The sequence below is a fragment of the Burkholderia sp. BE17 genome, assembly GCF_009362305.1.
Classification (GTDB): Bacteria; Pseudomonadota; Gammaproteobacteria; order Burkholderiales; family Burkholderiaceae; genus Burkholderia; species Burkholderia pyrrocinia_C.
This window is the reverse complement of sequence record NZ_WHNU01000001.1, coordinates 256,008-282,587: the sequence shown is the minus strand read 5'-3', so window position 1 is coordinate 282,587 and position 26,580 is coordinate 256,008. Positions and strand designations below refer to the sequence as shown.

Genomic DNA, 26,580 nt, shown 5'->3' with positions numbered 1-26,580 from the left:
ATTCAGGTAGTGGAGGCGGTGTCGATGATCCGGCGCACATCGGCGGCGATGGCGTCGGGCGAGTCGCGGTCGGTCGCGAGCAGGCGCGCGCGGCCGCTCGCATCGAAGATGTAGACGGCCGAGCTGTGCGTGACTTCGTAGCCGCCGGACGGATCGCGTTTTTCCATCTGGTACGCAACGCGATAGCGCTTTGCGAGCGATTCGATCTGGCGGTCGGTGCCGGTCAGGCCGCGCGCATGCGCGGCGTCGAACGCGGCGACATACGACTGCATCGCCTGCGGCGTGTCGCGCGCGGGATCGACCGAAACGAACAGGATGCGCGCGTCGTTCGCCTGCGGGCCGAGCTTGGCGAGCACTTCCATCAGCCGCGCCATCGTTTCGGGGCAGACATCGGGGCAGTGCGTGTAGCCGAAGTAGACGAGCGCGACGCGGCCGCGGAATGCATCGGCGTCGACGGGACGGCCGTCGCCGCCCGTCAGCGTGAACGACAGGTCGGGCAGGTGGCCGCTGACGTTGGTCAGGTTCCAGCGCGGCTCGTCGTGCGTGCACGCGGCTAGCGCCACGGCGGCGGCGAGGGCCGCGGCCGTGCGGATGATGCGGGAGAAGCGCCGGTGCGGCGCGGGGTGGGGAGACGACATCCTGGGGCTCGATCGGACGGAATGGTGGCCGGCCGGCGCGGCGCCATGCGTCGCGCGGCAGGCGGTTGCGACTGTAGCGCAATTCGCGCGCCCGCGTCCTTTCGAAACCCGTACGGCGCGGGCGAGCGGGGCAATATGCCGCAGTTGACGCGGCTGGCGGCGCGATGCTTGCGATACGCCGGTTTCGCCCAACTCGATGCGCAGGCGCGGTAAGATGCGCACAATTCCATTCGCGCAGCGGCGGCCCTGCGTTTGCCGGCCGACCCTCAGACTATCGAATCGATGCAATCCGTTCCGGCTTCCCTGTCCCTGACCGATACCGCGTTCTTCTTCGACTTCGACGGCACGCTCGTCGAACTGGCGCCGACGCCCGACAGCATTCACGTTCCGCCGTCGCTGCTGACGCTGCTCGACGAGCTGCGCCGCCGCTCGCACGGCGCGGTCGCGGTCGTGTCCGGGCGCGGCATCGACAACCTCGACACGTTCCTGAAGATGCCCGGCCTGCCGATCGCCGGCTTGCACGGCGCGGAGCGCCGCGATGCGAACGGCGACACGCAGCGCGTCGGCTTCAACGACGAACGTCTGCTGCGCATCGAGCGCGAGCTCGCGGCCGTCGTCGACCGCCATTCGGGCATGCTGCTCGAAATCAAGGGCGCGGCCGTCGCGCTGCACTACCGCAACGCGCCCGAGCGCGAGGCGGTTGCGCGCGAAGCGGCCGAGCGCCTCGTCGCCGAATATGCGGACGCGTACGTGCTGCAGCCCGGCAAGATGGTGTTCGAGATCAAGCCGAAGGGTGTCGACAAGGGGCGCGCGCTGGCCGCGTTCCTCGACGAGCCGCCGTTCGCGGGCCGCATGCCGCTGTTCGCGGGCGACGACCTGACCGACGAGAAGGGCTTCGCGGTGGTCAACGCGCGCGGCGGCCTGTCGATCAAGGTCGGCGCGGGCGAGACGTCCGCCCGCATGCGGCTCGATTCGGTCGACGCGCTGCACGAGCAGATCGCGTGCTGGCTCGGAGCGGGGCAGTCGCACGCATGAGCCGGCTCATCATCGTTTCAAACCGCGTCGCCCCGATTTCGGAAGGCGAACCGGCGGCGGGCGGCCTTGCGATCGGCGTCTACGATGCGCTGAAGGAGACGGGCGGCATGTGGTTCGGCTGGAGCGGCGAGGTCGTCGCATCCGGCGCGCCGCAGATCCGCATCGAGGAGCGCGGGCCCGTGACGTTCGCGACCGTCGGCCTGTCGCGCCGCGATTACGACCAGTACTACCGCGGCTTCTCGAATGCGACGCTGTGGCCCGCGTTCCATTACCGCGCGGACCTGATCCAGTACGACCGCCACGAATTCGACGGCTATCGCCGCGTCAACGTGTGGCTTGCGCAGCAGCTCGTGCCGCTGCTGCAGGACGACGACGTGATCTGGGTGCACGACTATCACCTGATCCCGTTCGCACGCGCGCTGCGCGAGGCCGGCGTGAAGAACCGCATCGGCTTCTTCCTGCACATCCCGTTTCCGGCCGCGCAGGTGCTCGTCAACGTGCCGCCGCACCGCGAGCTCGTCGAGTCGCTGTGCGCGTTCGACCTGCTCGGTTTCCAGACCGAGCCCGACCTGCGCGCGTTCTGCGACTACGTCGAATTCGAGGCGGGCGGCGAGGTCGAGCGCGACGGCCACACGGTGCGCGTGCGCGCGTTCGGCCAGACGCTGCGCGCGGCCGCCTATCCGATCGGCGTGTATCCGGACGAGATCGCGACGCTCGCGCAGGCGGGCGAGCACGGCAAGGCCGTACGCACGCTCGCGACGTCGCTGCGCGGGCGGCAACTGATCATGAGCGTCGACCGGCTCGATTATTCGAAGGGGCTCGTCGAGCGGTTCCGCGCGTTCGAGAAGCTGCTCGAGCACCAGGCGTCGATCCGCAACCGCGTGTCGTTCCTGCAGATCGCACCGTCCACGCGCGCGGACCTGCGCGCGTACCAGGACATCCGCCTGCAGCTCGAAGCGGAGTCGGGGCGCATCAACGGGCGCTACGCGGAACTCGACTGGGCGCCGATCCTCTACATTCACCGCCAGTACGACCGCCAGGTGCTGGCCGCGCTGTACCGGCTCGCACGCGTGGGTTTCGTGACGCCGCTGCGCGACGGGATGAACCTCGTCGCGAAGGAGTACGTGTCCGCGCAGAATCCGGACGATCCGGGCGTGCTCGTGCTGTCGCGCTTCGCGGGCGCCGCGCGCGAGCTGACCGGGGCACTGATCGTCAATCCGATCGATATCGACGGGATGGCCGATGCGCTGTCGCAGGCGCTGACGATGCCGCTCGCCGAGCGGCGCGCGCGTTATACGGACATGATCGCGCAGCTTCGCGAGAACAACGTATCGGTGTGGCGCGACAACTTCCTGCGCGATCTGCAGCATGGCTAGCCGGTAGGTCCGGCGCATCGCGCGACGCATTCCGCGCCATGCCGGCCGGCCGTTCCCGGCGCAATGAAAAAAGCCGCAGTGCGTGAAGCACTGCGGCTTTTTTATCGGTTGCGCGCGGACGCGTCAGGCCACGCGTTCGCCGGTCGGCGTGTTGCCGTCGGGTGCCGCGTGATGGCGGCCGTGCTGCTTCGCGAGCAGGTCGCGATACAGGCCGGGGCGATTGCGCAGTACTTCGGGGCTGCCGTCGTCGATCACCTTGCCGTTGTTCATCACGATGATCCGGTCGAAGTTGCGCAGCGTCGACAGGCGGTGCGCGATCGCGATCACCGTGCGGCCGACCATCAGGCGGTCGAGCGCGCTCTGGATCGCTTCCTCGGACGCACTGTCGAGCGCCGACGTCGCTTCGTCGAGCAGCAGGATCGGCGCATCCTTCAGGATCGCGCGCGCAATCGCGATGCGCTGGCGCTGGCCACCCGACAGCTTGACGCCGCGATCGCCGACGATCGTGTCATAACCTTCCGGCATCGCCTCGATGAACTCCGCGCAGCGTGCGTCGCGCGCGGCGGCGAGCACTTCGTCGCGGGTCGCGTCGGGGCGGCCGTACGCGATGTTGTCGTAGATCGTCCGGTGCAGCAGCGAGATGTCCTGCGGCACGAGCGCGATCGCGTGGCGCAGGCTGTCCTGCGTGATCGCCTTCACGTCCTGGCCGTCGACCTTCACGACGCCGTCCTGCGTGTCGTAGAAGCGCTGCAGCAGTGCGAGCACGGTCGACTTGCCGGCGCCCGACTTGCCGATCAGGCCGACGCGCTGGCCCGGTTCGATATGGAGATCGAAGTGGTCGAGGATCGCGCGGCGGTGCGGATACGCGAACGTCACGCGCTCGAAGGCGACGCGGCCGCCCTTGGCCGACAGCGGCTGAGCGTCGGAGCGGTCCTGCATCCCGTGCGGCTCGAGCAGCGTCTTCACGGCTTCGGACAGCCGTGCGACGTGCTGCGTGACGTCGACGAGCGCAACTGCAAGATCGCGCGTGCCGTGCAGGATCGTGAAGCCGAGCGAGCTGACGAGCACGATGTCGCCCGACGTCGCGCGGCCCTGGTCCCACAGCCACAGTGCCCAGCCGAGCAGGCCGGCGGACAGCATCGCGGTGATCACCGCGTGCAGCAGGCGCAGCTTCTCGAGGTAGAGCAGGCTCTGCTGGCGCGCGTCCATCTCGGCCTTGACCGTCGCGCCGAAACGCTTCTGCTCGCGCAGCGTCATCCCGAACGCACGCACGAGGCCCATGTTGCCGATCACGTCGACGAGCTCGCCGTCGACCGCCGCGGCCTTTGCCGCGAACGCATGGTGGCGGGCCGAGCCGCGCCCGGCGAGCTTGAACAGGATGACGGACAGCACGGCCGAGCAGCCGAGCAGGCCGGCGGCCATCATCGGATTGACGACGATGATCATCAGGATCGCGCCCATCACCGCGATGCACGGCGGCAGCACGTTCCACGCCATCGTGTTCTCCGACGTGTAGACCGCGTTCGACGTGGCCGTGATGCGGCTCGCGAGCGTGCCGGGCTGTTTTTCCGAGTAGTAGGTCGGCGAATGGCCGATCAGGTACTGGAACAGGTCGCGCCGCAGGTCGCCGGTGACCGCGACGAACGTGTGCGCGGCGACCCAGCCGCCGACCCGCCACAGCAGGTTGTCGGCCGCGATCAGCCCGACGAGCAGCGCGAACGCGCTCCACAGCGGGCCCGGGTGATGGCGCCCGGTCGCCAGCACGTCGATCAGGTGCTTGATCGCGTATTGCGAGCCGAGCGCGCAGCCGACGGCGGCCACCACGCTGCATAGCACGATGAGGTGTGCGACGGGATGGAGGCGAATGTAGCGAAACAGGAACGCGATCGGCCGGTGCGCGTAGCTCGACAGCTTCGCGTTGTGGGCGTTGCGCTGGGCAGGGGTGAGAGATTCCAAAATATGCGTGCGGTGATTCGGTGATTGAGCGTGGCGGCTGGATCGCATGCCGGCGGTCGCCCGGACTGAATAATCCGGCATTGTAAACAAGGCCGTGCCTTGCGCTGCGCGAATCTTGCCTTGGCCAGGGGTTCGCGATCGATTTTGAGATAAAATCCGGCATCCTGTGCTGCCTCATGTGCCGGAATCACGCTGCCGGCAGTCACGGGTGACAAGGATCGCCAAAAGGGCCTTCCACTCTAGAACGGACGCCCAAGTCCGCGGGTTGCAAAGTGTTGCGCCTTTGTAACAAAGTAAAGTGTTTGAAATGTTGTGCGCCGTATCGGGATTAACCCTAGATAATCGGCTCCGGGTTCGATTCCAGGTTTTTTACGAACCCCTGTCAACGGGTCTTCGTTTCAAACGTTCTATGCCTGTCGCGTCGCCGACGCTCCTTGAGCAGCGCGGGTTCGACGCCCCCGGCAGGCTGATTCGTCCGATGTTCGGACGTAATGCATCCAGCCCGGACCGCCGGCAGGTTGCCGACCCATACCTGGTTTTTAGCCGATTTTTTAGGAGTTACGCATGCGAATCGCCCAAATCGCTCCGTTGCACGAAGCGGTTCCCCCGAAGCTGTACGGTGGTACCGAGCGAGTGGTGTCCTACCTCACCGAAGCACTTGTCGAGATGGGGCATGACGTCACGCTCTTCGCGAGCGGCGATTCGCAAACCTCCGCGAAGCTCGAAGCGTGCTGGCCGCAGGCGCTGCGTCTCGATCCGACGATCCGCGACGTGATGGCGCCGCACATGCTGCTCCTCGAGCAGGTGCGCCGCCGCGCGGAAGAGTTCGATGTCCTGCACTGCCACATCGACTACTACCCGTTCTCGCTGTTCTCGCGCCAGCCGGTCCCGCATCTGACGACGATGCACGGCCGTCTCGACCTGCCGGAACTGCAGCCGATCTTCAACGCATTCAGCGACGTGCCGGTCGTGTCGATCTCCGACAACCAGCGCATCCCGCTGCCGCAGGCGAACTGGCTGTCGACCGTTTATCACGGCCTGCCGGAAAACCTGCTGACGCCGATCCCGAACGTGAAGCCGAGCTATCTCGCATTCCTCGGCCGCATCTCGCCGGAGAAGCGCGTCGACACGGCGATCCGCATCGCCGAGCAGGCCGGCCTGCCGATCAAGATCGCCGCGAAGCTCGACAAGGCCGACCGCGCGTACTACGAAGAGAAGATCAAGCCGCTGTTCGCGCTGCCGCACGTCGAGTACATCGGCGAAATCAGCGAGTCCGAAAAGACCGAATTCCTCGGCAACGCGCACGCGCTGCTGTTCCCGATCGACTGGCCGGAGCCCTTTGGCCTGGTGATGATCGAGGCGATGGCCTGCGGCACGCCGGTGATCGCGTTCAAGCGCGGCTCGGTGCCGGAAGTGATCGACAACGGCGTTTCGGGTTTCGTCGTCGAAGACGAACTGTCGGCCGTCGCGGCGCTCAAGCGCCTCGATACGCTGCCGCGCGAGAAGGTCCGCGCCGCGTTCGAAGCACGTTTCTCGTCGAAGGTGATGGCGCAGAACTACGTGAAGGGCTACGAGGAACTGCTGCGCCAGAAGCGCCGCACGGTGCTCCGCGAAGTCAACGCAGGCTGATTCGCCGGCTGCCGCCGCGCCGCGGCGTGCGGCCGTCATCGACGCCCCGTCCGGGTTCCCGGCGGGGCGTTGTCACATCTGCGGCGCGGATCTGTTGTATTCTCGCCGCGCCCGACGCCGCGAACGGCCCATGAAGCGGCCGGCCACGCCATCCGGCCGTCTGTCCAGACGGTAATGTCCCTATAATGGCCGTGCCGTGAAATCCGGCCCCGCACGATCATCCAGAGGAGAGCAGTTTTGGCGAGAACGAAAACCACGCGCGCAGCGCCGGCCCCCGGCGCCGGCGTGATCTTCGCGTTGCGCGCGATCGGTCTCGTGCTGCTCGCGCGCTGGCTGTTCTCGATGTCCCAGATGGGCTATCGCGCGTCGCTGTCGGCGATGGTGTCGTCGCCGTGGGCGTTCGTCTACCTGGTGCTGATCTTCCTGCTGCTCGCGTTGCCCGGCGCCGTCGCGCGCGCCGAGCGGCCGTTCCATCCGCTGCCGCAGTGGTTGCGTCAGGCGCTGCGCGTCTTCGCGCTGATCGGCTTCCTGTTCGCCGTCTGGTCGATCGGCGCGTTCGCATGGGCGGCCGGCTGGCGCCGCGCGCTGAATGCGGTGACGGCGACCAACGGCTGGCTCGTCGCCGCGCCGGCACTCTATGCGGCGATCGTCTGGATCTGCCGTCCGCGGCCGCTGTGGCGGACCAACGTGGCGGCACGCCGCTTCGCGGTCGGCCGTTACGCGATTTCGCTCGACGTGCTGACGCGCACCGCGATCGTCTGGATGGAAAGCCGCAAGGTCGGCCAGTACGACGCGCGCGAACTGTCGGTGCGCTGGCCCGGCCGGGCGGCGCCCGCCGCGGGCGGGCAGGACGTGCAGCCGGCCGTCGTGCCGCCGCGCCGCGGCGGCCTGTTCCGGCGGCCGAAGGTGGAGCTGCTGTGGGATTCCCCGGCGGCCGTCGGCCATAACCGGCAGATCGTGATGCGCGCGCCGCTCGCGACCGAGGGCGACCGTGTCGCGGTGCTTGCTCTCGACGCGGCGCTCAAGCAGATCGTCTGACAGCGCTCGCGCACCGGGCGCGGGCGACAAGGAGGCGTAATGATCGTCCGTTGGTTGCTGGCTGCCATTCACCTGAGCGCGTTCGCCGTCGCGTTTGCCGCGATCGCTGGACGCAACCGCGCATTGCGCCGGCTCATCGCGTCGGCGCAGGCGGCCGACCTGCCCGGCGTATTCAAGGCCGATGCTGCCTGGGGGCTGTCGGCGCTCGTGCTGATCGTGACGGGGCTGATGCGCGCGTTCGGCGGTTTCGAGAAAGGCACTGCGTACTACCTGCACGAACCGCTCTTTCATCTGAAGATGACCGCGCTCGTGCTGATCCTGCTGCTCGAGGTCGTGCCGATGCTCGGGCTGATCCGCTGGCGTGCCGCCGCGCGGCAGCAGCAGATGCCCGATATCGGCCGCGCGCGCACCTATGTGCGGATCGGCCATTGGCAGGCCGTGCTGCTGGTCGTCATCGTGTTCGCCGCATCGGGGATGGCGCGGGGGATTGGGGCGGCCGGGTAGGTCTGGCCGGGTAGATGTAGCCGGCTAGGTCTGGCCCGGCAGGTCCGGCATGGCCGCAACCGTCCGGATCTCGCTCCACCTGCGCCGCATCTCCAGCCCGACATCAGCCGGGCCGGCCACGAACCGCACCATTCCTTCCGATTTCGTCCCGACCGGGCGAGCCCGCCACCCGGCCGGTCCGTGCTCAGCGCACGAGGCAGGGGCGCTTGTTGTTGAACCTCCACCCCGGAACCAGATATTGCATGGCCGCCGCGTCGTCGCGGGCGCCGAGTCCGTGCTGCTTGTACAGCTCGTGCGCGACCGCGACCGCATCCATGTCGATGTCGATGCCGAGCCCCGGCCGCTTCGGCACTTCCACCAGCCCGTTCTCGATCTTCAGCGGCTCGCGCGTCAGCCGTTCGCCGTCCTGCCAGATCCAGTGCGTGTCGATCGCGGTGACCTGGCCCGGCGCGGCGGCCGCGACATGCGTGAACATCGCGAGCGACACGTCGAAGTGGTTGTTCGAATGCGAGCCCCACGTCAGACCCCAGTCGCGGCACATCTGCGCGACGCGCACCGAACCCTGCATCGTCCAGAAGTGCGGATCGGCGAGCGGGATGTCGACGGCCTGAAGCTGCACCGCGTGACCCATTTGCCGCCAGTCGGTCGCAATCATGTTGGTCGCCGTCGGCAGCCCCGTCGCGCGACGGAATTCGGCCATTACCTCGCGGCCCGAGTAGCCGTTCTCCGCGCCGCACGGATCTTCCGCATAGGCGAGCACGTGATGCTGGTCGCGGCACAGCCGCACGGCCTCGTCGAGCGACCAGGCGCCGTTCGGATCGAGCGTCACGCGCGCATCGGGGAAGCGCTCGGCGAGCGCCGTCACGGCCTCGATCTCGCTTGCGCCTTCGAACACGCCGCCTTTCAGCTTGAAGTCGTTGAAGCCGTAGCGCGCATGCGCGGCCTCGGCGAGCCGCACGACCGCCTCGGGCGTCAGCGCCGGTTCGTCGCGCACGCGCGTCCAGTCGTCGGTCGCGCCGCTGCCGTCGCGATAGGGCAGCGCGGTCTTGGTGCGGTCGCCGACGTAGAACAGGTAGCCGAGCATCTCGACGCGCTCGCGCTGCTGGCCTTCGCCGAGCAGTGCGGCAACCGGCACGCCGAGATGCTGGCCGAGCAGGTCGAGCAGCGCGGCTTCGAGCGCGGTGACCGCGTGGATCGTCGTGCGCAGGTCGAAGGTCTGCAGCCCGCGGCCGCTCGCGTCGCGGTCGGCGAAGGTGCGCCGCACGTCGTTGAGCACCGCGTGGTAATTGCCGACCGGCTGGCCGACCACGAGCGCGCGCGCATCGTCGAGCGTGCGGCGGATGCTTTCGCCGCCCGGCACCTCGCCGACGCCGGTCCGGCCCGCGCTGTCCGTCAGGATCACGAGGTTGCGGGTGAAGAACGGACCGTGCGCGCCGCTCAGGTTGAGCAGCATGCTGTCGTGGCCGGCGACCGGAATCGCTTGCAGGTCGACGATGCGCGGCGTGTCGTGGGAAGGCGAGGCTGTGACGGCGTTCATGGGCGGCGATGGCAAAAGGATGGGCAATGCCGTGCGGCAAAAGCTTTGCCGCGCGCGGCGGGAGGTGCGATCATTCGACAACCGACGTGCGCGGCGCGCAAGGCCTGCATGTCGACAGCAACCCGGAACGGGGTGGGAGCGACAACCGGGCCAGCGGAGCGCAGAACGCGAACACTGGCTGATCGTAACGCATGGGACCGGGCAGGCGCCGGAACGCCGGCTCGAGTCGACAGGAGATCCATGCTTATATCATCAGTCGTCGGATGACTTGTGACGCAGTATAATGAATCATCGGCTTTCGCTCAAACCCCGCGTAAACCCTCGGCTCACATTACGATCATTCTAAAAGGAACCGGCCTCATGTCCGTGCCTACGTTTCCCGCAGCGCCGCGCCGTCGCGCACGCAGCCTCGCACAAGATGTCGTCGACGCGCTGACCGCGCAGATCGAAAACGGCACGCTGCGTCCCGGTGACAAGCTGCCGACCGAAACCGAAGTCATGGCGGCGCAGGGCGTGAGCCGCACGGTCGTGCGCGAGGCGATCTCCCGGATGCAGGCGAGCGGCCTCGTCGAGACGCGCCACGGCATCGGCAGCTTCGTGCTGGAGCCGTCGCGGCGCCAGGCGCTCGGCATCGATCCCGCGACGATCACGACGCTGCGCGACGTGCTCGCGGTGCTCGAGCTGCGCATCAGCCTGGAGAGCGAGTGCGCGAGCCTCGCCGCGCAGCGCGCGAACGATACCGACCTCGCCGCGCTGCGGCGTGCGCTTGACGCGATCGCGACTGGGGCGGGCGGCGGCCGCGACACGGCGCAGCTCGACTACCAGTTCCACCTGCAGATCGCGCAGTCCACCGGCAACCGCTATTTCGTCGACATCATGACGCAGCTCGGCACGTCAATCATCCCGCGCACGCGCGTGAATTCGGCGCGCTTCGCCGGCGACGACCTCGAGCGCTACGTCGGCCGGCTGAATCACGAGCACGAGGATATCTACGAGGCGATCGCGCGCCACGACCCGGAGGCCGCCCGCGCCGCGATGCGCACGCACCTCACCAACAGCCGCGAACGGCTGCGCCGCGCGCACGAGGCGGCCGAGGCCGAGCGCGACACGCAGGCCAATTGATGCGCCGGGCAGTGCGGCCCGCGTTGCCGCGGGCCCGATCGAATCGCATCAACATCAGTCGTCATATGAGATCGGCGTAACTTCGTCATCTGCGGGGCCGGACGGCGTTTTCGCCACCGGCCGCCGATATCGCCGATCAGCCTCCCTTCGTCACGATCGTCTTCCACGCGCCGCTCTTCACCTGGTACAGCGTCGACATCCCGCTCTTCAGCGAGCCGTCGTTCGCGAACGAGATGCGGCCCGTAACCCCTTCGAAGTCGACCTTCTTGAGCACCGGGCGATAGACCTTCGGGTCGGTCGAGCCGGCCGCCTGCATCGCCTTGATCGCCGCCCAGGCCGCGTCGTAGCCGAACTGCGCGTACGACAGCACGTCGACGCCGAAGCGCTTCTTGAAGCGCTGTTCGAAATCCTTGCCTTGCGGCAGCTCGTCGAGCGGCCGGCCGTATTCCCACGCCATCGCGCCTTCGGCGGCCGGGCCCGCGATCTTGATGAACTCGTTGTCCTTCACGCCGCCGCCGCCGACGAACTGCGCATTCAGCCCGAGCTGGCGCATCTGCTTGATGAAGTTCGCGGCAAGCGAATCGAGGCCGCCGAAGAAGATCAGGTCGGGGTTCTTGCCCTTCAGGCTCGTGATCTGCGCGCGGAAATCGACCGCCTGGTTGTTGGTGAACTCGCGGCCGATGATCGTGCCGCCGGCGGCTTTCACGGCCTTCTCGAACTCGTCGGCCTCACCCTGGCCGAACGCGGTGCGGTCGTCGATGATCGCGATGCGCTTGGCCTTCGTCACGTCGACCGCGTACTTGCCCGCGTTGCCGGCGTTCTGGCCGTCGGTCGCGATCACCATGAACATGTTCGCGAGCCCGCGCGAAGTAAGCGTCGGGTTGGTCGCGGCCGGATCGATCACCGGAATGCCCGACTTGTCGTAGACGACCGATGCCGGAATCGTCGTGCCCGAGTTGAAGTGGCCGACCACGACCGACACGTTCTGGTCGACGAGTGCCTGCGCGGCCTGCACGCCGATGCGCGGGTCGGCCTGGTCGTCCTGCACGACGAGATCGAAGTGCGCGGGCTTGCCGGCGATCTGTATCTTCTGTGCGGCGGCGTCGTCGAGCGCGAGCTGCACGCCGTTCTGCAGATCCTTGCCGTAGCCGGCGTTCACGCCCGTGAGCGGCGCGGCGAAGCCGACCTTCACGTCGGTTGCGTCGGCGGCCCGGGCGGCCTGTTGCGAGAGGAGGGCAAGCGCGGATGCAATCGACACCGACAGCAGGGAATGACGAAATTTCATGTTGTTCCTCTTGTTCGATACCTGCGAGTGGGTACCGCACGCGCTCGGGCGAGCCGGGCGCGTGCGACGGGCGGGCGGTTTGACCGCTTCTCGGAATCGGGCGGGGAGGTCGGCATCATGATCCTCGGAAGAATCTCCCGTCAGGCTCCACGAAGAGCCCCGATCGCCTCGATATATAGGTCGCCGATATGCATGGGTCTTGGCAATTTGCCGCGCATTCGGTGAGGATTTGCGCATAGCTTCCGCGCGGGCGGTGGCGGCCGGTATCGGGAGTTTCCCGTCGCGAGCGGAACGGGCGGGGAGGAGGGCGGTGCGGGGCCGCGCCGCGCGTAGGATGCCGTCAGTCGGACAGCGCGTCCGATGCGGCTTCCGCGTCGTCGTGCGACGCGGTCGTGCGGATCAGCGGATCGCTGGTGCTCGGGCGACCCGTCTCGACGTGGCCGGCGAAGCGGCGCTGGAAGCCGAGCGGCTTGCCGTCGCTGACGGTCAGGTCGTACCAGCCGTGGCTGCCGCGCAGGTCCCAGTAGTCGTCGACGTGCGTACCCGGCTTGAGATCGAACTCGCGCGCATGGCCGTGGCCGTACGCGTTCGTGACCTTGAGCCGTACCGTCCGGTGGCCGCGGTTCATCAGGCGCAGCGTGATGTTGCCGTTCGCGACGTCGTAGCCGTAGATCACCTCGGGGTTGACGCTCGCGGGGCCGACCGCCGACGCGGCGGGGCTGCGGAAGTGACAGTAGAAGCCGTTCGGGCCGTACACGTCGAGGTCGTACAGGCCGAGCGACGGCGCGGGGCTCCACGTGTCGGAGATCCGCTTGCCGGCGTCGACCGTGTAGGCCCACGGGCCGTCGACGCGGTTGCGCGCCTGGACCTGGAACGCCGCGCCAGCGGCGCCGGTGTTCGCGAAGGTCAGCCGGAACTGACCGCTCGCGTTGTCGATCCGCCCGTGCACGAACAGTTCGTACGGCAGCGCGCGCGCCGGACGCAGGCCGTGCTCCTGCTTCGGCAGATGCTGGACGACCGGCGGCACCGGGATGTAGTCGGGGTGGCGGGTGCGGTCGGGCGGCGCGTAGCCGCTCGTGTCCGGGAGCTGCGGCCAGCTTGCGTCGGGCGTCGAGAAGTCGAACGCGGACGTCAGGTTGCCGCACACCGTGCGGCGCCACGGCGACACGTTGGCCGCGGTGACCGCGTACTGCGCACCGAACCGCGCCTCGATGAATTGCAGCAGCGACGTGTGATCGAAGGTCTGCGAGCAGACCCAGCCGCCCTTGGTCCACGGCGACACGACGAGCATCGGCACGCGCGGCCCGAGCCCGTATGCGCCGGCCATGTGCGATGCGTCGCCGGCGAACACCTCGTTGGTCGTCGCGACGGTCGACAGCCCGTTGTCGCGCGATTGCGGCGCGAACGGCGGCGGCACGTGGTCGAAGAAGCCGTCGTTCTCGTCGTACGTGATGAACAGCGCGGTCTTGCTCCACACGTCGGGGTTCGACACGAGCGCCTTCAGCACCTGTTCGATGTACCACGCGCCGTAGTTCGCGGGCCAGTTCGGGTGCTCGGAATACGCTTCCGGCGCGCAGATCCACGAAACTTGCGGCAGCGTGCCGTTCTTCACGTCCTGCTGCAGCACGTCGAACAGCGTGCCGCCCGCGCTGATGTTGGTGCCGGTGCGCGCTTTTTCATACAGCGGCGTGCCGGGCAGCGCGGTGCGGTACTGGTTGAAGTAGAGCAGCGCGTTGTCGCCGTAGTTGCCGATGTACGGGTTTTGCGTCCAGCCCCACGAGCCGTTCGCGTCGAGCCCCGTGCCGACGTCCTGGTAGATCTTCCACGACACGCCGGCCTGCTCGAGCACTTCCGGATAGGTCGTCCAGCCGTAGCCCTTTTCCTCGTTGCCGAGCACCGGGCCGCCGCCCGTGCCGTCGTTGCCGACGTAGCCGGTCCACATGTAATAGCGGTTCGGGTCGGTCGAGCTCGGGATCGCGCAGTGATACGCGTCGCAGATCGTGAACGCGTCGGCGAGCTGGTAGTGGAACGGGATGTCGTCGCGCTTCAGGTACGCCATCGTCGTGGTGCCCTTGTTCGGCACCCACTGGTCGTAGCGGCCCTTGTTCCACGCGGCGTGCATGTCCTGCCAGCCGTGCGGCAGGTCCTGCAGGAACTGCAGGCCGAGCTTGTCCGCGCCCGGGTGGAACGGCAGCAGTTCGGCCGGGCCGACCGGCTGGTGGAACACCGACTTGCCGTTCGCGAGACGCAGCGCGCGCGGGTCGCCGAAGCCGCGGACGCCGCGCATCGTGCCGAAGTAGTGGTCGAACGAGCGATTCTCCTGCATCAGAATCACGATGTGTTCGATGTCGCGGATCGTGCCGGTGCGGCGGTTCGCGGGAATCGCGAGCGCATCGCGGATCACGGGCGGAAACAGGTTCAGCGCGGCGGCGCCGGCGGTGCCGGCGGCGACGCGCAGGAAGTCACGACGGTTCGATCGGGTCATGGTCGTTATCGTGCGATAAAGGGGGAAGCCGATTGGCGGGACCTACGGGAAGGGCGCGTCCGGGTCGCAGGATGCGGCTGCGCCGGTTCGTGCCGTCGCGAGCATAGCGGGAAATCGGTGTCATTCATGTGAAGTCCGGAAACGTTTGCACGTGTATCGGACCGGCATCGGGACGCGTATCGCCGGCGGTTATGGCGCAGCAGGAAAGCAGGGAAAGCAGGGAAAGCAGGGAAAGCAGGAAAGCAGGAAAGCAGGAAAGCAGGAAAGCAGGAAAGCAGGAAAGCAGGAAAGCAGGAAAGCAGGAAAGCAGGAAAGCAGGAAAGCAGGAAAGCAGGGCGGCGCGCGATGCGCGCCGGCAAAGCGGAGGTCGGTGCGGGCGCGTCAGGCGTCCGTCACCCACGCGCCGAACCATTCGCTCGGGCGTGCGATCTCGTCCTGCGCGGCGACGAGTTCGAGCTCGTAGCGGCGCGCATCGTAGGTGGCCTTCACGACCGCGTGCACGGCTGCGAGCGTGTGCTCGAACGCGGCGCGCACGGAGTCGCCGCGAAGCCGGCGCGCAACGAAGATCGCGCTGGTGAGGTCGCCGACGCCGACCGGATGGCGCGGAAATGCGTACAGCGGACGCTGGCCGATCCATGCTTCGGTTTCGGTCACCGCGAGCATGTTGAAGCGGTCGGCCGGGCTGTTGCGGTCGTGCAGGTGCTTGACGAGGATGATCTGCGGGCCGCGGCGGATCAGCGCGCGGCACGCGTCGACGGCTTCGGCGACGGTTTCGATGCGCCGCCCGACGAGCTTCTGCAGTTCGGTGTGGTTCGGCGACATGCCGTCCGCGAGCGCGGGCACTTCCTGGACCATGAATTCCTCGACGCCGGGCTCGGGCCGGATGCCGCCCGTCTGCCCCATCGCCGGATCGCAGAAGTACCACGCGTCCGGATTCATCGCCTTCACCGTGCGGACGATCTCGACTGCCGCGCGCGCCTGCGGCGGCGAACCGAGGAAGCCGGACAGCACGGCGTCGCAGCGCTTGAGCGCGCCGATCGCGGCGATCCCGTCGACGAGCTGCTCCATCTTCGCGGCATCGATCGCGCTGCCGGCCCAGTGGCCGTACTGCATGTGATTCGACAACTGGACGGTATTGAGCGGCCAGACGTTGACGCCGAGGCGCTGCATCGGGAACACGGCCGCACTGTTGCCGGCATGGCCATAGATGACATGCGACTGAATGCTGAGGACGTTTTTCATGGGAACCCGCCTGCAGGCGTTTCAGGGTCACGTCACACGATACCCGAGTTCGTCGTGCGCGCGGAAGTCGCGCGGCCACCGAGTGTTGCGCGCCGTCGTCAGCCGACCGCGTAGAATCGCGTGGCGCGGCGCCGTCCGGCTGTCCGCGTGCGTTTCCAATCACCGTGACCGCCATGCTTTCGATTTGCAAGATGTTGTTCGTCGCGCGCGCCGTCCTGTTCGGTGCGGGCGTTGCCTTCGCGTGTGCGACCTCCGCCGCCGAAGCCGCCCCGGTGCCCGCCGGCAACGACGGGCCGGCGTATGGTCCGCGCCTGGAAGGCTTCCCTTACCCGGAACCCCTGCACCGCTACGCGTTCGTGTCGCAGCGTGAAACCCTCGAGATGATTTACATGGACGTGCAGTCGGCGCACCCGAACGGCCGCACCGTCGTGCTGCTGCACGGCAAGAACTTCTGCGCGGGGACCTGGGAGGACACGATCGGCGTGCTGAGCCGAGCCGGCTTTCGCGTGATTGCGCCGGACCAGATCGGCTTCTGCAAGTCGTCGAAGCCCGAGCGCTACCAGTACAGCTTCCAGCAACTCGCGCGCAACACGCACGCGCTGCTCGAATCGGTCGGCGTGAAGTCGGCGACGATCATCGGCCACTCGACGGGCGGGATGCTCGCGATCCGCTACGCGCTGATGTATCCGAAGGCGACCGACCAGCTCGTGCTCGTGAACCCGATCGGCCTCGAGGACTGGAAGGCGCTCGGCGTGCCGCCGCTGTCGGTCGACTACTGGTATGCGCGCGAACTGAAGACCAACGCCGACGGCATTCGCCGCTACGAGCAGGCGACCTACTACGCGGGCAAGTGGTCGCCGTCATACGAGCGCTGGGTGCAGATGCTCGCCGGCATGTATCGCGGCGCGGGCCGCGACGCGGTTGCGTGGAACTCCGCGCTGATCTACGACATGATCCTCACGCAGCCCGTGGTCTACGAATTCGGCGCGATCCGCGTGCCGACGCTGCTGCTGATCGGCGACAAGGACACGACCGCGATCGGCAAGGAGGCGGCGCCGCCCGACATCCAGGCGAAGCTCGGTCGTTACCCGGAGCTCGCGAAACGCACGCAGGCCGCGATTCCCGGCGCGCAGCTCGTCGAATTCCCGGCGCTCGGGCATGCACCGCAGATCCAGGATCCGGACGCGTTCCACAAGGCGCTGCTCGACGCTCTGCAGGCCGCGCACCCGCAGTGATGCGGGGCGGGCCGCGCCCGCGCCGTCAGCGCGCCTCGCTCGCGAGCTCGTCGCGGATCTGTGCGGTCAGCTCGAACGAGCGCAGCCGCGCGGCGTGATCGTAGATCTGCGCGGTGACGATCAGTTCGTCCGCCCCCGTCTGCGCGATGCGGTCGCGCAGCTTGTCGCGCACGGTGTCGCGCGAGCCGACCGCCGCGAACGATAGCGAATGCGCGACGTTCGCGAGTTCGAGTTCGTTCGCCTCGAGCACGTCGACGGGCGGCGGCAGCTTGCCCGGCGTGCCGCGCCGCAGGTTGATGAACTGCTGCTGCAGCGACGTGAACAGGCGCCGCGCTTCGTCGTCGGTATCGGCCGCGAACACGTTGACGCCGACCATCGCGTGCGGTTTCGGCCATGCGGCCGACGGCCGGTACTGTGCGCGGTAGATCTCGAGCGCGCGCATCAGGTAGTCCGGCGCGAAGTGCGACGCGAACGCGAACGGCAGCCCGAGCATCGCGGCGAGCTGCGCACTGAACAGGCTCGAACCGAGCAGCCATACGGGCACGTCGAGCCCCGCGCCGGGCACGGCGCGCACGCGCTGGCCGGGCACCGGCTCCGCGAAGTAGCGCAGCAGTTCGGCGACGTCGTCCGGAAACGAGTCGGCGCTGCCGATCAGGTCGCGGCGCAGCGCGCGCGACGTGGTCTGGTCGGTGCCGGGTGCGCGGCCGAGGCCGAGGTCGATGCGACCCGGATACAGCGACGCAAGCGTGCCGAACTGCTCGGCGATCACGAGCGGCGCGTGGTTCGGCAGCATGATGCCGCCCGACCCGACGCGGATCGTTTTCGTGGCGCCCGCGACATGGCCGATCACGACGGCGGTCGCCGCGCTCGCGATGCCGGGCATGTTGTGATGCTCGGCGAGCCAGTAGCGTCGGTAGCCCCAGCGTTCCGCATGCTGCGCCAGATCGACGGTGTTGCGGAAAGCCTGCGAGGCGTCGGCGCCGGCCGGAATGGGGGCGAGATCGAGTACGGAAAACGGAGTCATCGGGCGGCCTTCGAAAGGGGAGCGTGGTGATGCGCTTACGCAACAAATGCCAAGGATTTTGCCAAAGGGTTCCGGAACGTGCTGGAGGCGCACCGATACCCATGAGCGTTACAGGGATGCAGGGTCGAATTCGATGATTGTTGCGAAAATCAATTCAATCATTGGTTAATTACCAATCTTTACGGCGATTGGATGTGAATCCGCATCGACCTACGAATTTGCACGAAATGTTTGATTTTCAAGGCTGCAATATGCCTGCAAAGTGCTTACGCTAACGTAAACGCGGTTGCGCCCGAATGGTTCGCCGGCTGCACAGCTTTGCTGAAATTGCACCAGTCCGTTTCTCGTAGTGCCGAGCGCGGGGTGCCGCGGGCTGATAAAATCCGGCGCCTGCCCATGTTGTGCCGATGGTCGCCATTCGAGTCTTCCCGCATGCCCGTCCGGGCGTCGCGCGGAGATGCGCCACGCGAAGCCGGGCATGGCCGTACCCGGAGAATGGGTCGAGCCTCCCCCATACACAGACGCTGCTGGAACAAGGAGTCGGGTCGTGCCCGCATTCGTCGCTGTCGGAATACCGCATCACGCTCAATCACGCGCAAGCGTTCGCCGTGGCGTTCAGGTCGCCGGGAGGCGTCGCGCATGACGCCAACCGCAACGCTGCTCGACTGGCTCCTGATCGCGTTCACGCTGGCCGCGGCCGGCTATGCGCTCGTCGCCGCGTTCGCGCCGCAGCCGCGCACGCCACGCACCGCCGCGCGCGACGGCTACGAGCCGGTCAGCGTGCTCAAGCCGCTGTGCGGCGCGGAGCCGCACCTGTACGAAAACCTCGCGACTTTCTGCGAGCAGCGCCATCCGCGCCATGAAGTGCTGTTCGGCGTAGCGTCGGCGGCCGATCCGGCCATTGCGGTCGTCGAGCGGCTGCGCGCCGACTATCCCGAGTGCGACATCACGCTGGTGGTCGACTCGCGCGTGCACGGCAAGAACCTGAAGGTCAGCAACCTGATCAATCTCGCCGAGCGCGCGAAGTACGGCCGCATCGTGATCGCGGACAGCGACATCGCGGTGAAGCCCGATTATCTGGAGCGCGTGACGGCGCCGCTCGCCGACGTGTCGGTCGGCGTCGTCACGTGCTTGTATCATGCGCGCAGCGTCGGCGGGTTCTGGACGCGGATCGGCGCGCAGTTCGTCGACGCATGGTTCGCGCCGTCGGTGCGGATCACGCACCTCGGCCGCTCGAGCCGCTTCGGCTTCGGCGCGACGCTCGCGCTGACGCGCGACACGCTCGACCGGATCGGCGGCTTTCTCGCGCTGAAGGACGAACTGGCCGACGATTTCTGGCTTGCCGAGCTGCCGCGCCGCCTCGGGCGGCGCACGGTGCTGTCGGAGGTCGAGGTCGCGACCGACGTGATCGAGCCGTCGTTCGGGCCGCTGTGGCACCGCGAGACGCGCTGGCTGCGTACGATCCGGTCGCTGAACCCGGCCGGCTTCGCGTTCCTGTTCATCACGTTTACCGCGCCGTGGCTCGCGATTGGCGCGGCGCTCGCGCTGCGTCTCGACGGAACCTTCGCCGGCACGCTGGCGGGCGGGGCGGCCGCCGTCGGCGCATTCGGGCGGCTCGTGCTGCATGCGCGCGGCGAGGACGGCTGGCGCGCGTTCTGGCGCGACCTGCCGCTCGTCGCGGTGCGCGACACGCTGCTCGCGCTCGAGTGGCTCGCGGCGGTGTTCGGCACGCACGTCGTGTGGCGCGGCGCAAGGATGACGGTCGTCGGCGGCGAACGCGCGACGGCGGCCGTGGAAGGGGTGGACGGCCGCTAGGGTCGCCCCGGACGAACCCGGCCCGAGGGCCGAGACGCGCCGTGCGGCGATGCCGCGCGGCGCGACATGACAGAGAGAGGCGGGCGCCGGCAGGGCGGCCCGCGGTTTTTTGACTGAATCGTTGAATCGAAACGAACTATGCAGGCTACCGGAGCATTCATGAAAACGCTGTTCTTGCAGGCCCCTTCGTATGACGGCTTCGACGGCGGAGCCGGCTCGCGCTATCAGGCGAAGCGCGAAATCCGTTCCTTCTGGTATCCGACGTGGCTCGCGCAGCCGGCCGCGCTCGTGCCGGGCAGCCGCGTCGTCGATGCACCGGCCGACGGCCTGTCGGTCGAGGAGACGCTGAAGATCGCGAACGACTACGACCTCGTGATCATCCACACGAGCACGCCGTCGTTCCCGACCGACGCGATGTTCGCGCAGGATCTCAAGAAGGTGAAGCCGTCGATGCTGGTCGGCATGGTGGGCGCGAAGGTGATGGTCGATCCGCACAATTCGCTTACGGCAAGCGAGGCAATCGACTTCGTGTGCCGCGAGGAATTCGACTACACCTGCAAGGAAATCGCCGAAGGCAAGCCGTTCCCCGAGATCAAGGGCTTGAGCTGGCGCGCGAAGGACGGCTCGATCGAGCACAACGAAGCGCGTCCGATCCTCGAGAACATGGACGAACTGCCGTTCGTCGCGCCCGTCTACAAGCGCGACCTGAAGATCGACAACTACTTCATCGGCTACCTGAACTACCCGTACGTGTCGATCTACACGGGCCGCGGCTGCAAGTCGCGCTGCACGTTCTGCCTGTGGCCGCAGACGGTCAGCGGCCATCGCTACCGCACGCGCTCGGTCGAGAACGTGCTCGCGGAAGCGAAGTGGATCCGCGACAACATGCCGGAAGTGAAGGAACTGATGTTCGACGACGACACCTTCACCGACGACCTGCCGCGTGCGGAAGCCATCGCCATCGGTCTGGGCAAGCTCGGCATGACGTGGTCGTGCAACGCGAAGGCCAACGTGCCGTACAAGTCGCTCAAGGTCATGAAGGAAAACGGCCTGCGCCTGCTGCTGGTCGGCTTCGAATCCGGCGACGACCAGATCCTCGTGAACATCAAGAAGGGCGTGCGCACCGATTTCGCGCGCCGCTTCAGCGCGGACTGCAAGAAGCTCGGCATCAAGATCCACGGCACGTTCATTCTCGGCCTGCCGGGCGAGACGCAGGAAACCATCAAGAAGACGATCGAGTACGCGAAGGAAATCAATCCGCACACGATCCAGGTTTCGCTCGCCGCGCCGTATCCGGGCACGACGCTCTACAAGCAGGCCGTGGAAAACGGCTGGATGGAAGAGAACAAGACCATCAACCTGGTGAGCAAGGAAGGCGTGCAGCTCGCGGCGATCGGCTATGCGCACCTGTCGCGCGACGAGATCTATCACCACCTCGAGCAGTTCTATCGCCAGTTCTACTTCCGTCCGTCGAAGATCTGGGAGATCGTCCGCGAGATGCTGACGAGCTGGGACATGATGAAGCGCCGCCTGCGCGAGGGCGTCGAATTCTTCCGTTTCCTGCGCGCGCACGAGGCCTGATTCGTGGCGACGCAGCCGGCGGCGCGGGCGCTGATCTTCACCGCGGACGACTTCGGGCTGCACCCGCGCGTCAACGCGGCGGTCGAGCGTGCGCACCGCGACGGCGTGCTGAACGCCGCGAGCCTGATGGTCGGTGCGAGCGCCGCGCAGGATGCGATCGAACGCGCGCGGCGGCTGCCGTCGCTCGCGGTCGGCCTGCATCTCGTCCTTGCGGACGGGCCGGCCACGCTGCCCGCGGATGAGATCCCCGCGCTCGTCGGCCCCGACGGGCGATTCTGCGACGCGATGGCGAAGGACGGCTGTCGCTTCTTCTTCCTGCCGCACGTGCGCGCGCAACTGCGCCGCGAGATTCGCGCGCAGTTCGACGCGTTCGCGGCGAGCGGCCTGCCGCTCGACCACGTGAACGCGCACAAGCATTTCCATCTGCATCCGACCGTGCTGTCGATGATCATCGAGATCGGCCGCGACTACGGGCTGCGCGCGGTGCGGCTGCCGTACGAGACGAGCGCGCCCGCGCTGCTCAAGCCGTGGATCGCGCTCGTGCGCGCACGGCTCGACCGCGCGGGGCTCGCGCACAACGACTACGTGGTCGGAATCGAGCATACGGGTGCGATGGACGAGGCCGTGCTGCTCGACGCGCTCGCCACGCTGCCGCCGGGTGTCGGCGAGATCTACTGCCATCCGGCCGAGGCCGGCGACGGCCCGATCACGCCGACGATGGCCGGATATCGTCCGGTGGACGAACTCGATGCGCTGCTGTCGCCGCGTGTCGCCGCCGCGCTGAAGGCGGCGGGCGTCGCGACCGGCGGCTTTGCCGACGTGTTCGGCCAGCGCGCGGCCCGGCGCGGTGCGCATACGCCGCGCGCATCGGGAGCGCAGCCGTCATGACCAAGTGGATCAAGTGGCTCGGCTGGCCGATCGGCATCGGCATCCTGCTCGCGCTGGGGCTGCACGAGGGTGTCGGCGACGTGTCGCAGATGCTCGCGCGCGCCGGTTACGCGCTGCTGTGGCTCGTGCCGTTCCATGCTCTGCCGCTGCTGCTCGATGCGTACGCGTGGCACCTGCTGCTCGACCGGCGCAGCTCGCTGCCGTTCCTGTGGTGGATCGCGACCGTGCGTGAAGCCGTGAACCGGCTGCTGCCCGTGGTCGGGATCGGCGGCGAGCTGGTCGGCATCCGGCTCGCGCGCTGGCAGGTGCCCGACGCGAGCCGCGTGACGGCGTCGGTGATCGTCGAGGTGCTCGTGACGATCGTCGTCCAGTATGCGTTCGCGGCGCTCGGCCTCGTGCTGCTGCTGTCGACGACGGACAACATGGGCGGCGGCACGATCGGCCTCGCGCTGCTGCTGACGCTGCCGTTGCCCGTGCTCGGCGTCGTGCTGATGCGGCGCGGCGGCATCTTCCATGCGATAGAGCGTTTCGCGGGCCGCCTGCTCGGCGATTCGCACCGGCTGCTGCAGGGTGTCGACGGCCGCCGGCTCGACGCCGACATCGACGCTCTGATGTCGCGCACGGGCCTGCTGTTCAGCGCATTCTTCTGGCAACTGGCCGGCTACGTGCTCGGCGCGCTCGAAATCTACTGGGCGCTCGCGCTGCTCGGCCATCCGGTGTCGATCGGCGGTGCAATCGCGATCGAGGCGATGACGCAGGCCGTGCGGCATGCGGCGTTCATGGTGCCGGGCGGCCTCGGCGTGCAGGAGGCGACCGTCGTGCTGCTCGCGCAGATGTTCGGCGTCGACCGCGAGACCGCGCTGTCGCTCGCGCTTGTCAAGCGCGGCCGCGAGGTGCTGTTCGGCTGCCTGGCGCTCGGTTCGTGGCAGCTCGCCGAGCTCGTGCGCACACGCCGCCGCATCGGCGCGCCACCGGGCGTGCCGCGCGCGCCGCATCCGGCGAGCCGCGCGCCCGAATCCGAAACCGAAATCGAAACCGAAACGACGCATTGAACACGAGACGGGCCGCGCGCCCGTCTCGCGCTTTCGGCGTCGTGCGGGTATGCTTGCCGCGTGTTTTCTCGACGCGCAATTCTTCCGATGATTTTCCGTTTCCGGCTGCTTCCCTTGACGATGCTGGCCGCCGCGCTGGCGCTGACCGGCTGCGACGACAAGCAAGGTAACCTCGACGTGCAACGTATCAGGGACTTCTTCAACGCGATCAAGCCCGCGCCGCTGCTGCTGAAGGGGTTGAAGGTCGGCGAATCGACCGAGGCCGACGTGCGCGGCACGATGGGCAAGCCCGAGACCGAGCGCGAGTTCACCGACGGCTCGAAGCGTCTCGAGTATCCGCGCGGCCCGATGGGTAACCAGACGTGGTTCGTCGATCTCGATGCGAACGGCCGCTACACGGGCGCGACGCAGGTGCTGACCGCCGAGAATTTCGCGAAGGTGCGCCCCGGGATGAACGAGGACGAGGTGCGGCGCCTGCTCGGCAAGCCCGGCGACATCGCGCAGTATCCGCTGAAGCCCGAGACGGTCTGGAGCTGGCGCTGGCTCGAGGACGGCGTCAACACCGATGCGTTCTTCAATGTCCATTTCGGCCCGGACGGGCTTGTCTATACGACTTCGCGCTCCGATATCCTGAAGGGGCGGTGAGTCGGCCCGCGTTCGGCGCTATATCGAAAAAGCGACCGGAAAATTGCAAAAAGTCCGCTTCCCTGCGTGTCATCCGACTGTCAGGAAGCGGCTTTTTTCCTTTTGAAACAGCGGCGTAGGCCGGGTCGCAAACGGTGGGGCGGGTTGCTGCGATGCAGCAATCGCATGCCAGGTGATTTGAGACAATCAATTTCGCTTGCGACTATCCGCGTCAGCCCGGCGCGGGACAGGCATTCGCGTCGGCATCCATTCCAACTCTGGAGACGCGCGTGTTCCTTTACGGCTTTGGTCCTGTCCTATGGGCCGGCACCGTGCAGACCATCGAGCTGTCGGTGCTGTCGCTCGCCACTGCGGTGGCGCTGGGGCTGATCGGCGCGGTGGCGAAGCTGTCGCACAACCGGGTGCTGCGAGCGATCGCGACCGGTTATACGACGCTGATCCGCTCGGTGCCCGATCTTGTGCTGATGCTGCTGCTGTTCTACAGCATCCAGATCTGGCTGAACCAGTTCACCGACCTCGTCGGCTGGAACCAGATCGACATCGATCCGTTCGTGGCCGGCGTGCTGACGCTCGGCTTCATCTACGGCGCGTACTTCACCGAGACGTTTCGCGGTGCGTTCCTGTCGGTGCCGCGCGGCCAGCTCGAAGCCGGTGCCGCGTACGGGATGAGCGGCGCGCGCGTGTTCGCGCGGATCATGTTTCCGCAGATGATGCGCTTCGCGCTGCCCGGCATCGGGAACAACTGGCAGGTGCTCGTGAAGGCGACCGCGCTGGTGTCGATCATCGGTCTCGCGGACGTCGTGAAGGCCGCGCAGGACGCCGGCAAGAGCACGTTCAACATGTTCTTCTTCATCCTCGTCGCGGCGCTGATCTACCTCGCGATCACGACCGTTTCCAACCTCGTGCTGATCCAGCTCGAGAAGCGTTATTCCATGGGCGTGCGGCACGCAGAACTATGATCGAGATCCTCCAGGAATTCGGCAAGGCGTTCCTTTTCTGGGACGGCCAGCGCCTCTCCGGCCTTGCGGTGACGCTGTGGCTGCTCGTCGCATCGATTTCGCTCGGCTTCGTGTGCGCGGTGCCGCTCGCGGTCGCGCGCGTGTCGAAGAAGAAGTGGGTGTCGATGCCCGTGCGGTTCTACACGTACGTGTTCCGCGGCACGCCGCTCTACGTGCAGTTGCTGCTGATGTACACGGGCATGTACAGCCTCGAGTTCGTGCGTTCGCACTCGCTGCTCGACGCGTTTTTCCGCAGCGGCTTCAACTGCGCGATTCTCGCGTTCGCGCTGAACACCTGCGCGTACACGACCGAGATCTTCGCGGGGGCGATCCGCGCGATACCGCACGGCGAGGTCGAGGCTGCGCGGGCGTACGGGATGACGCCGTTCACGATGTACCGCCGCGTGATCCTGCCGTCGGCGCTGCGTCGCGCGCTGCCGCTGTACAGCAACGAGGTGATCCTGATGCTGCACGCGACGACCGTCGCGTTCACGGCGACCGTGCCCGACATCCTGAAGGTCGCGCGCGATGCGAATTCCGCGACCTACATGGCGTTCCAGTCGTTCGGAATCGCCGCGCTGATCTATCTTGCGGTATCGTTCGCACTCGTCGCGGCGTTTCGCCGCGCCGAGCGCCACTGGCTTGCGTATCTCGCGGCCGCCCGTCATTGAATTCACTTCGAGGAGAGCCAGTTGGCCGAGATCACTCAAACGAGCGCTGCCACCAAGCTTGCGGCGCTCGACATCCACAAGCGCTATGGCGACAACGAGGTGCTCAAGGGCGTGTCGCTGAACGCGAAGGCCGGTGACGTCATCAGCATCATCGGCGCGAGCGGCTCGGGCAAGAGCACGTTCCTGCGCTGCATCAATTTCCTCGAGCGGCCGAATGCGGGGCAGATCGTCGTCGACGGCGAGACCGTCCGCACGAAGACCGACCGCGCCGGTGCGCTCGAAGTCGCCGATCACAAGCAGCTTCAGCGCATCCGTACGAAGCTCGCGATGGTGTTCCAGCACTTCAATCTGTGGGCGCACATGAACGTGCTCGAGAACGTGATGGAAGCGCCCGTGCACGTGCTCGGCATTTCGAAGAAGGAAGCCGAGGAGCGTGCGCGCGAATACCTGGAGAAGGTCGGCCTCGCGCCGCGCGTCGAGAAGCAATATCCGTCGCACCTGTCGGGCGGCCAGCAGCAGCGCGTTGCGATTGCGCGTGCGCTAGCGATGCATCCGGACGTGATGCTGTTCGACGAGCCGACGTCGGCGCTCGACCCGGAGCTGGTGGGCGAAGTGCTGAAGGTGATGCAGAAGCTCGCCGAGGAAGGCCGCACAATGATCGTCGTCACGCACGAGATGGGTTTCGCGCGCAACGTGTCGAACCACGTGATGTTCCTGCATCAGGGGCGGACCGAGGAAGAGGGCGATCCGAAGGAGGTGCTGGTGCGCCCGCAGAGCGAGCGGCTGAAGCAGTTCCTGTCGGGCAGCCTCAAGTAACGCGACAG

The 26,580-nt window shown here is 67.3% G+C and carries 22 protein-coding genes; 15 read left to right on the top strand and 7 right to left on the bottom strand.

Features of this window, described 5'->3' with window-relative positions:
- Positions 1-2: 2 nt before the first annotated feature.
- Positions 3-638, bottom strand: a complete 636-nt coding sequence (locus GD429_RS01260) for an SCO family protein (RefSeq protein WP_152855330.1) — start codon at positions 636-638, stop codon at positions 3-5.
- 282 nt (positions 639-920) lie between these two features.
- On the opposite strand from GD429_RS01260, the gene otsB reads away from it, so the two are divergent.
- On the top strand, positions 921-1,673 hold the full coding sequence (gene otsB, locus GD429_RS01250) for a trehalose-phosphatase (protein WP_152855328.1): 753 nt from the start codon (positions 921-923) through the stop codon (positions 1,671-1,673).
- Positions 1,670-3,049 carry an alpha,alpha-trehalose-phosphate synthase (UDP-forming) gene (otsA, locus tag GD429_RS01245; protein WP_152855327.1) on the top strand — a complete coding sequence of 460 codons (1,380 nt, stop codon included), beginning with the start codon at positions 1,670-1,672 and terminating at the stop codon, positions 3,047-3,049. The genes otsB and otsA overlap by 4 nt, the downstream gene beginning before the upstream one ends.
- A 123-nt stretch (positions 3,050-3,172) precedes the next feature.
- On the opposite strand, the gene GD429_RS01240 is transcribed toward otsA, so the two are convergent.
- Positions 3,173-5,005 (bottom strand): ABC transporter ATP-binding protein, encoded by a 1,833-nt coding sequence (locus tag GD429_RS01240; RefSeq protein WP_152855326.1) that lies wholly within the window; start codon positions 5,003-5,005, stop codon positions 3,173-3,175.
- Positions 5,006-5,569: 564 nt separating this feature from the next.
- Here GD429_RS01240 and GD429_RS01235 point away from each other — a divergent pair.
- The 3 genes from GD429_RS01235 (at position 5,570) to GD429_RS01225 (ending at position 8,176) form a co-directional block, all read left to right on the top strand.
- The gene (locus tag GD429_RS01235; protein WP_026044940.1) at positions 5,570-6,634 is read left to right on the top strand and encodes a glycosyltransferase family 4 protein; all 1,065 of its coding nucleotides are present in this window, start codon (positions 5,570-5,572) and stop codon (positions 6,632-6,634) included.
- Between the two features lie 237 nt (positions 6,635-6,871).
- Entirely contained in the window at positions 6,872-7,672 is an 801-nt protein-coding gene (locus tag GD429_RS01230; protein WP_152855325.1) for a hypothetical protein, read from the top strand.
- A 39-nt stretch (positions 7,673-7,711) separates the two neighbouring features.
- Positions 7,712-8,176, top strand: a complete 465-nt coding sequence (locus tag GD429_RS01225; protein WP_152855324.1) for a DUF2214 family protein — start codon at positions 7,712-7,714, stop codon at positions 8,174-8,176.
- A 184-nt stretch (positions 8,177-8,360) separates the two neighbouring features.
- Here the strand turns inward: GD429_RS01225 and gudD are convergent, their stop codons facing one another.
- Positions 8,361-9,713, bottom strand: a complete 1,353-nt coding sequence (gene gudD, locus GD429_RS01220; protein WP_152855323.1) for a glucarate dehydratase — start codon at positions 9,711-9,713, stop codon at positions 8,361-8,363.
- 360 nt (positions 9,714-10,073) lie between these two features.
- Here gudD and GD429_RS01210 point away from each other — a divergent pair, with 360 nt between their 5' ends.
- Positions 10,074-10,835: a FadR/GntR family transcriptional regulator gene (locus GD429_RS01210; RefSeq protein ID WP_034183131.1), complete on the top strand. Its 762-nt coding sequence runs from the start codon at positions 10,074-10,076 to the stop codon at positions 10,833-10,835.
- A gap of 136 nt (positions 10,836-10,971) precedes the next feature.
- Here the strand turns inward: GD429_RS01210 and GD429_RS01205 are convergent, their stop codons facing one another.
- The 3 genes from GD429_RS01205 to pdxY all read right to left on the bottom strand — a co-directional run bounded on the left by GD429_RS01205 (position 10,972) and on the right by pdxY (position 15,847).
- Positions 10,972-12,120, bottom strand: a complete 1,149-nt coding sequence (locus GD429_RS01205; protein WP_152855322.1) for a branched-chain amino acid ABC transporter substrate-binding protein — start codon at positions 12,118-12,120, stop codon at positions 10,972-10,974.
- Positions 12,121-12,460: 340 nt separating this feature from the next.
- Positions 12,461-14,605: a phosphocholine-specific phospholipase C gene (locus GD429_RS01195; RefSeq protein ID WP_152855321.1), complete on the bottom strand. Its 2,145-nt coding sequence runs from the start codon at positions 14,603-14,605 to the stop codon at positions 12,461-12,463.
- Positions 14,606-14,986: 381 nt separating this feature from the next.
- Complete coding sequence (gene pdxY / locus GD429_RS01185) at positions 14,987-15,847, bottom strand: pyridoxal kinase PdxY (protein ID WP_152855319.1); 861 nt, start codon at positions 15,845-15,847, stop codon at positions 14,987-14,989.
- A gap of 173 nt (positions 15,848-16,020) precedes the next feature.
- Here pdxY and GD429_RS01180 point away from each other — a divergent pair, with 173 nt between their 5' ends.
- A complete protein-coding gene (locus GD429_RS01180) occupies positions 16,021-17,082 on the top strand; it encodes an alpha/beta fold hydrolase (RefSeq protein WP_152855318.1) in 1,062 nt (353 codons plus the stop codon).
- A 25-nt stretch (positions 17,083-17,107) separates the two neighbouring features.
- On the opposite strand, the gene GD429_RS01175 is transcribed toward GD429_RS01180, so the two are convergent.
- Positions 17,108-18,106 (bottom strand): LLM class flavin-dependent oxidoreductase, encoded by a 999-nt coding sequence (locus GD429_RS01175; RefSeq protein WP_152855317.1) that lies wholly within the window; start codon positions 18,104-18,106, stop codon positions 17,108-17,110.
- A 639-nt stretch (positions 18,107-18,745) separates the two neighbouring features.
- Here GD429_RS01175 and hpnI point away from each other — a divergent pair.
- The 8 genes from hpnI (at position 18,746) to GD429_RS01135 (ending at position 26,572) form a co-directional block, all read left to right on the top strand.
- Positions 18,746-19,921 (top strand): bacteriohopanetetrol glucosamine biosynthesis glycosyltransferase HpnI, encoded by a 1,176-nt coding sequence (gene hpnI / locus GD429_RS01170; RefSeq protein ID WP_131948552.1) that lies wholly within the window; start codon positions 18,746-18,748, stop codon positions 19,919-19,921.
- 138 nt (positions 19,922-20,059) lie between these two features.
- Positions 20,060-21,502 (top strand): hopanoid biosynthesis associated radical SAM protein HpnJ, encoded by a 1,443-nt coding sequence (hpnJ, locus tag GD429_RS01165; RefSeq protein ID WP_415748919.1) that lies wholly within the window; start codon positions 20,060-20,062, stop codon positions 21,500-21,502.
- 3 nt (positions 21,503-21,505) lie between these two features.
- On the top strand, positions 21,506-22,390 hold the full coding sequence (gene hpnK, locus GD429_RS01160) for a hopanoid biosynthesis-associated protein HpnK (RefSeq protein WP_321574327.1): 885 nt from the start codon (positions 21,506-21,508) through the stop codon (positions 22,388-22,390).
- Positions 22,387-23,442: an HpnL family protein gene (locus GD429_RS01155; protein ID WP_152855315.1), complete on the top strand. Its 1,056-nt coding sequence runs from the start codon at positions 22,387-22,389 to the stop codon at positions 23,440-23,442. The genes hpnK and GD429_RS01155 overlap by 4 nt, the downstream gene beginning before the upstream one ends.
- An 87-nt stretch (positions 23,443-23,529) precedes the next feature.
- Positions 23,530-24,087 (top strand): hypothetical protein, encoded by a 558-nt coding sequence (locus GD429_RS01150; RefSeq protein ID WP_129514101.1) that lies wholly within the window; start codon positions 23,530-23,532, stop codon positions 24,085-24,087.
- A 269-nt stretch (positions 24,088-24,356) separates the two neighbouring features.
- Complete coding sequence (locus GD429_RS01145) at positions 24,357-25,046, top strand: ABC transporter permease (protein ID WP_006488734.1); 690 nt, start codon at positions 24,357-24,359, stop codon at positions 25,044-25,046.
- Positions 25,043-25,756 (top strand): ABC transporter permease, encoded by a 714-nt coding sequence (locus tag GD429_RS01140; protein WP_065500422.1) that lies wholly within the window; start codon positions 25,043-25,045, stop codon positions 25,754-25,756. Before GD429_RS01145 ends, GD429_RS01140 begins: the two co-directional genes overlap by 4 nt.
- A gap of 21 nt (positions 25,757-25,777) precedes the next feature.
- Entirely contained in the window at positions 25,778-26,572 is a 795-nt protein-coding gene (locus tag GD429_RS01135) for an ABC transporter ATP-binding protein (protein WP_096472842.1), read from the top strand.
- Positions 26,573-26,580 lie beyond the last annotated feature (8 nt).

Excerpts from the sequence above, each read along its gene's own strand:
- gudD (WP_152855323.1), bottom strand. The coding sequence starts at position 9,713 with ATGAACGCCGTCACAGCCTCGCCTTCCCACGACACGCCGCGCATCGTC.
- GD429_RS01225 (WP_152855324.1), top strand. The coding sequence starts at position 7,712 with ATGATCGTCCGTTGGTTGCTGGCTGCCATTCACCTGAGCGCGTTCGCC.
- GD429_RS01150 (WP_129514101.1), top strand. The coding sequence starts at position 23,530 with ATGATTTTCCGTTTCCGGCTGCTTCCCTTGACGATGCTGGCCGCCGCG.
- otsA (WP_152855327.1), top strand. The coding sequence starts at position 1,670 with ATGAGCCGGCTCATCATCGTTTCAAACCGCGTCGCCCCGATTTCGGAA.
- GD429_RS01210 (WP_034183131.1), top strand. The coding sequence starts at position 10,074 with ATGTCCGTGCCTACGTTTCCCGCAGCGCCGCGCCGTCGCGCACGCAGC.
- GD429_RS01175 (WP_152855317.1), bottom strand. The coding sequence starts at position 18,106 with ATGACTCCGTTTTCCGTACTCGATCTCGCCCCCATTCCGGCCGGCGCC.
- GD429_RS01155 (WP_152855315.1), top strand. The coding sequence starts at position 22,387 with ATGACCAAGTGGATCAAGTGGCTCGGCTGGCCGATCGGCATCGGCATC.
- pdxY (WP_152855319.1), bottom strand. The coding sequence starts at position 15,847 with ATGAAAAACGTCCTCAGCATTCAGTCGCATGTCATCTATGGCCATGCC.
- otsB (WP_152855328.1), top strand. The coding sequence starts at position 921 with ATGCAATCCGTTCCGGCTTCCCTGTCCCTGACCGATACCGCGTTCTTC.
- GD429_RS01195 (WP_152855321.1), bottom strand. The coding sequence starts at position 14,605 with ATGACCCGATCGAACCGTCGTGACTTCCTGCGCGTCGCCGCCGGCACC.
- hpnI (WP_131948552.1), top strand. The coding sequence starts at position 18,746 with ATGACGCCAACCGCAACGCTGCTCGACTGGCTCCTGATCGCGTTCACG.
- GD429_RS01235 (WP_026044940.1), top strand. The coding sequence starts at position 5,570 with ATGCGAATCGCCCAAATCGCTCCGTTGCACGAAGCGGTTCCCCCGAAG.
- hpnJ (WP_415748919.1), top strand. The coding sequence starts at position 20,060 with ATGCAGGCTACCGGAGCATTCATGAAAACGCTGTTCTTGCAGGCCCCT.
- GD429_RS01205 (WP_152855322.1), bottom strand. The coding sequence starts at position 12,120 with ATGAAATTTCGTCATTCCCTGCTGTCGGTGTCGATTGCATCCGCGCTT.
- GD429_RS01180 (WP_152855318.1), top strand. The coding sequence starts at position 16,021 with ATGCTTTCGATTTGCAAGATGTTGTTCGTCGCGCGCGCCGTCCTGTTC.
- GD429_RS01260 (WP_152855330.1), bottom strand. The coding sequence starts at position 638 with ATGTCGTCTCCCCACCCCGCGCCGCACCGGCGCTTCTCCCGCATCATC.
- GD429_RS01140 (WP_065500422.1), top strand. The coding sequence starts at position 25,043 with ATGATCGAGATCCTCCAGGAATTCGGCAAGGCGTTCCTTTTCTGGGAC.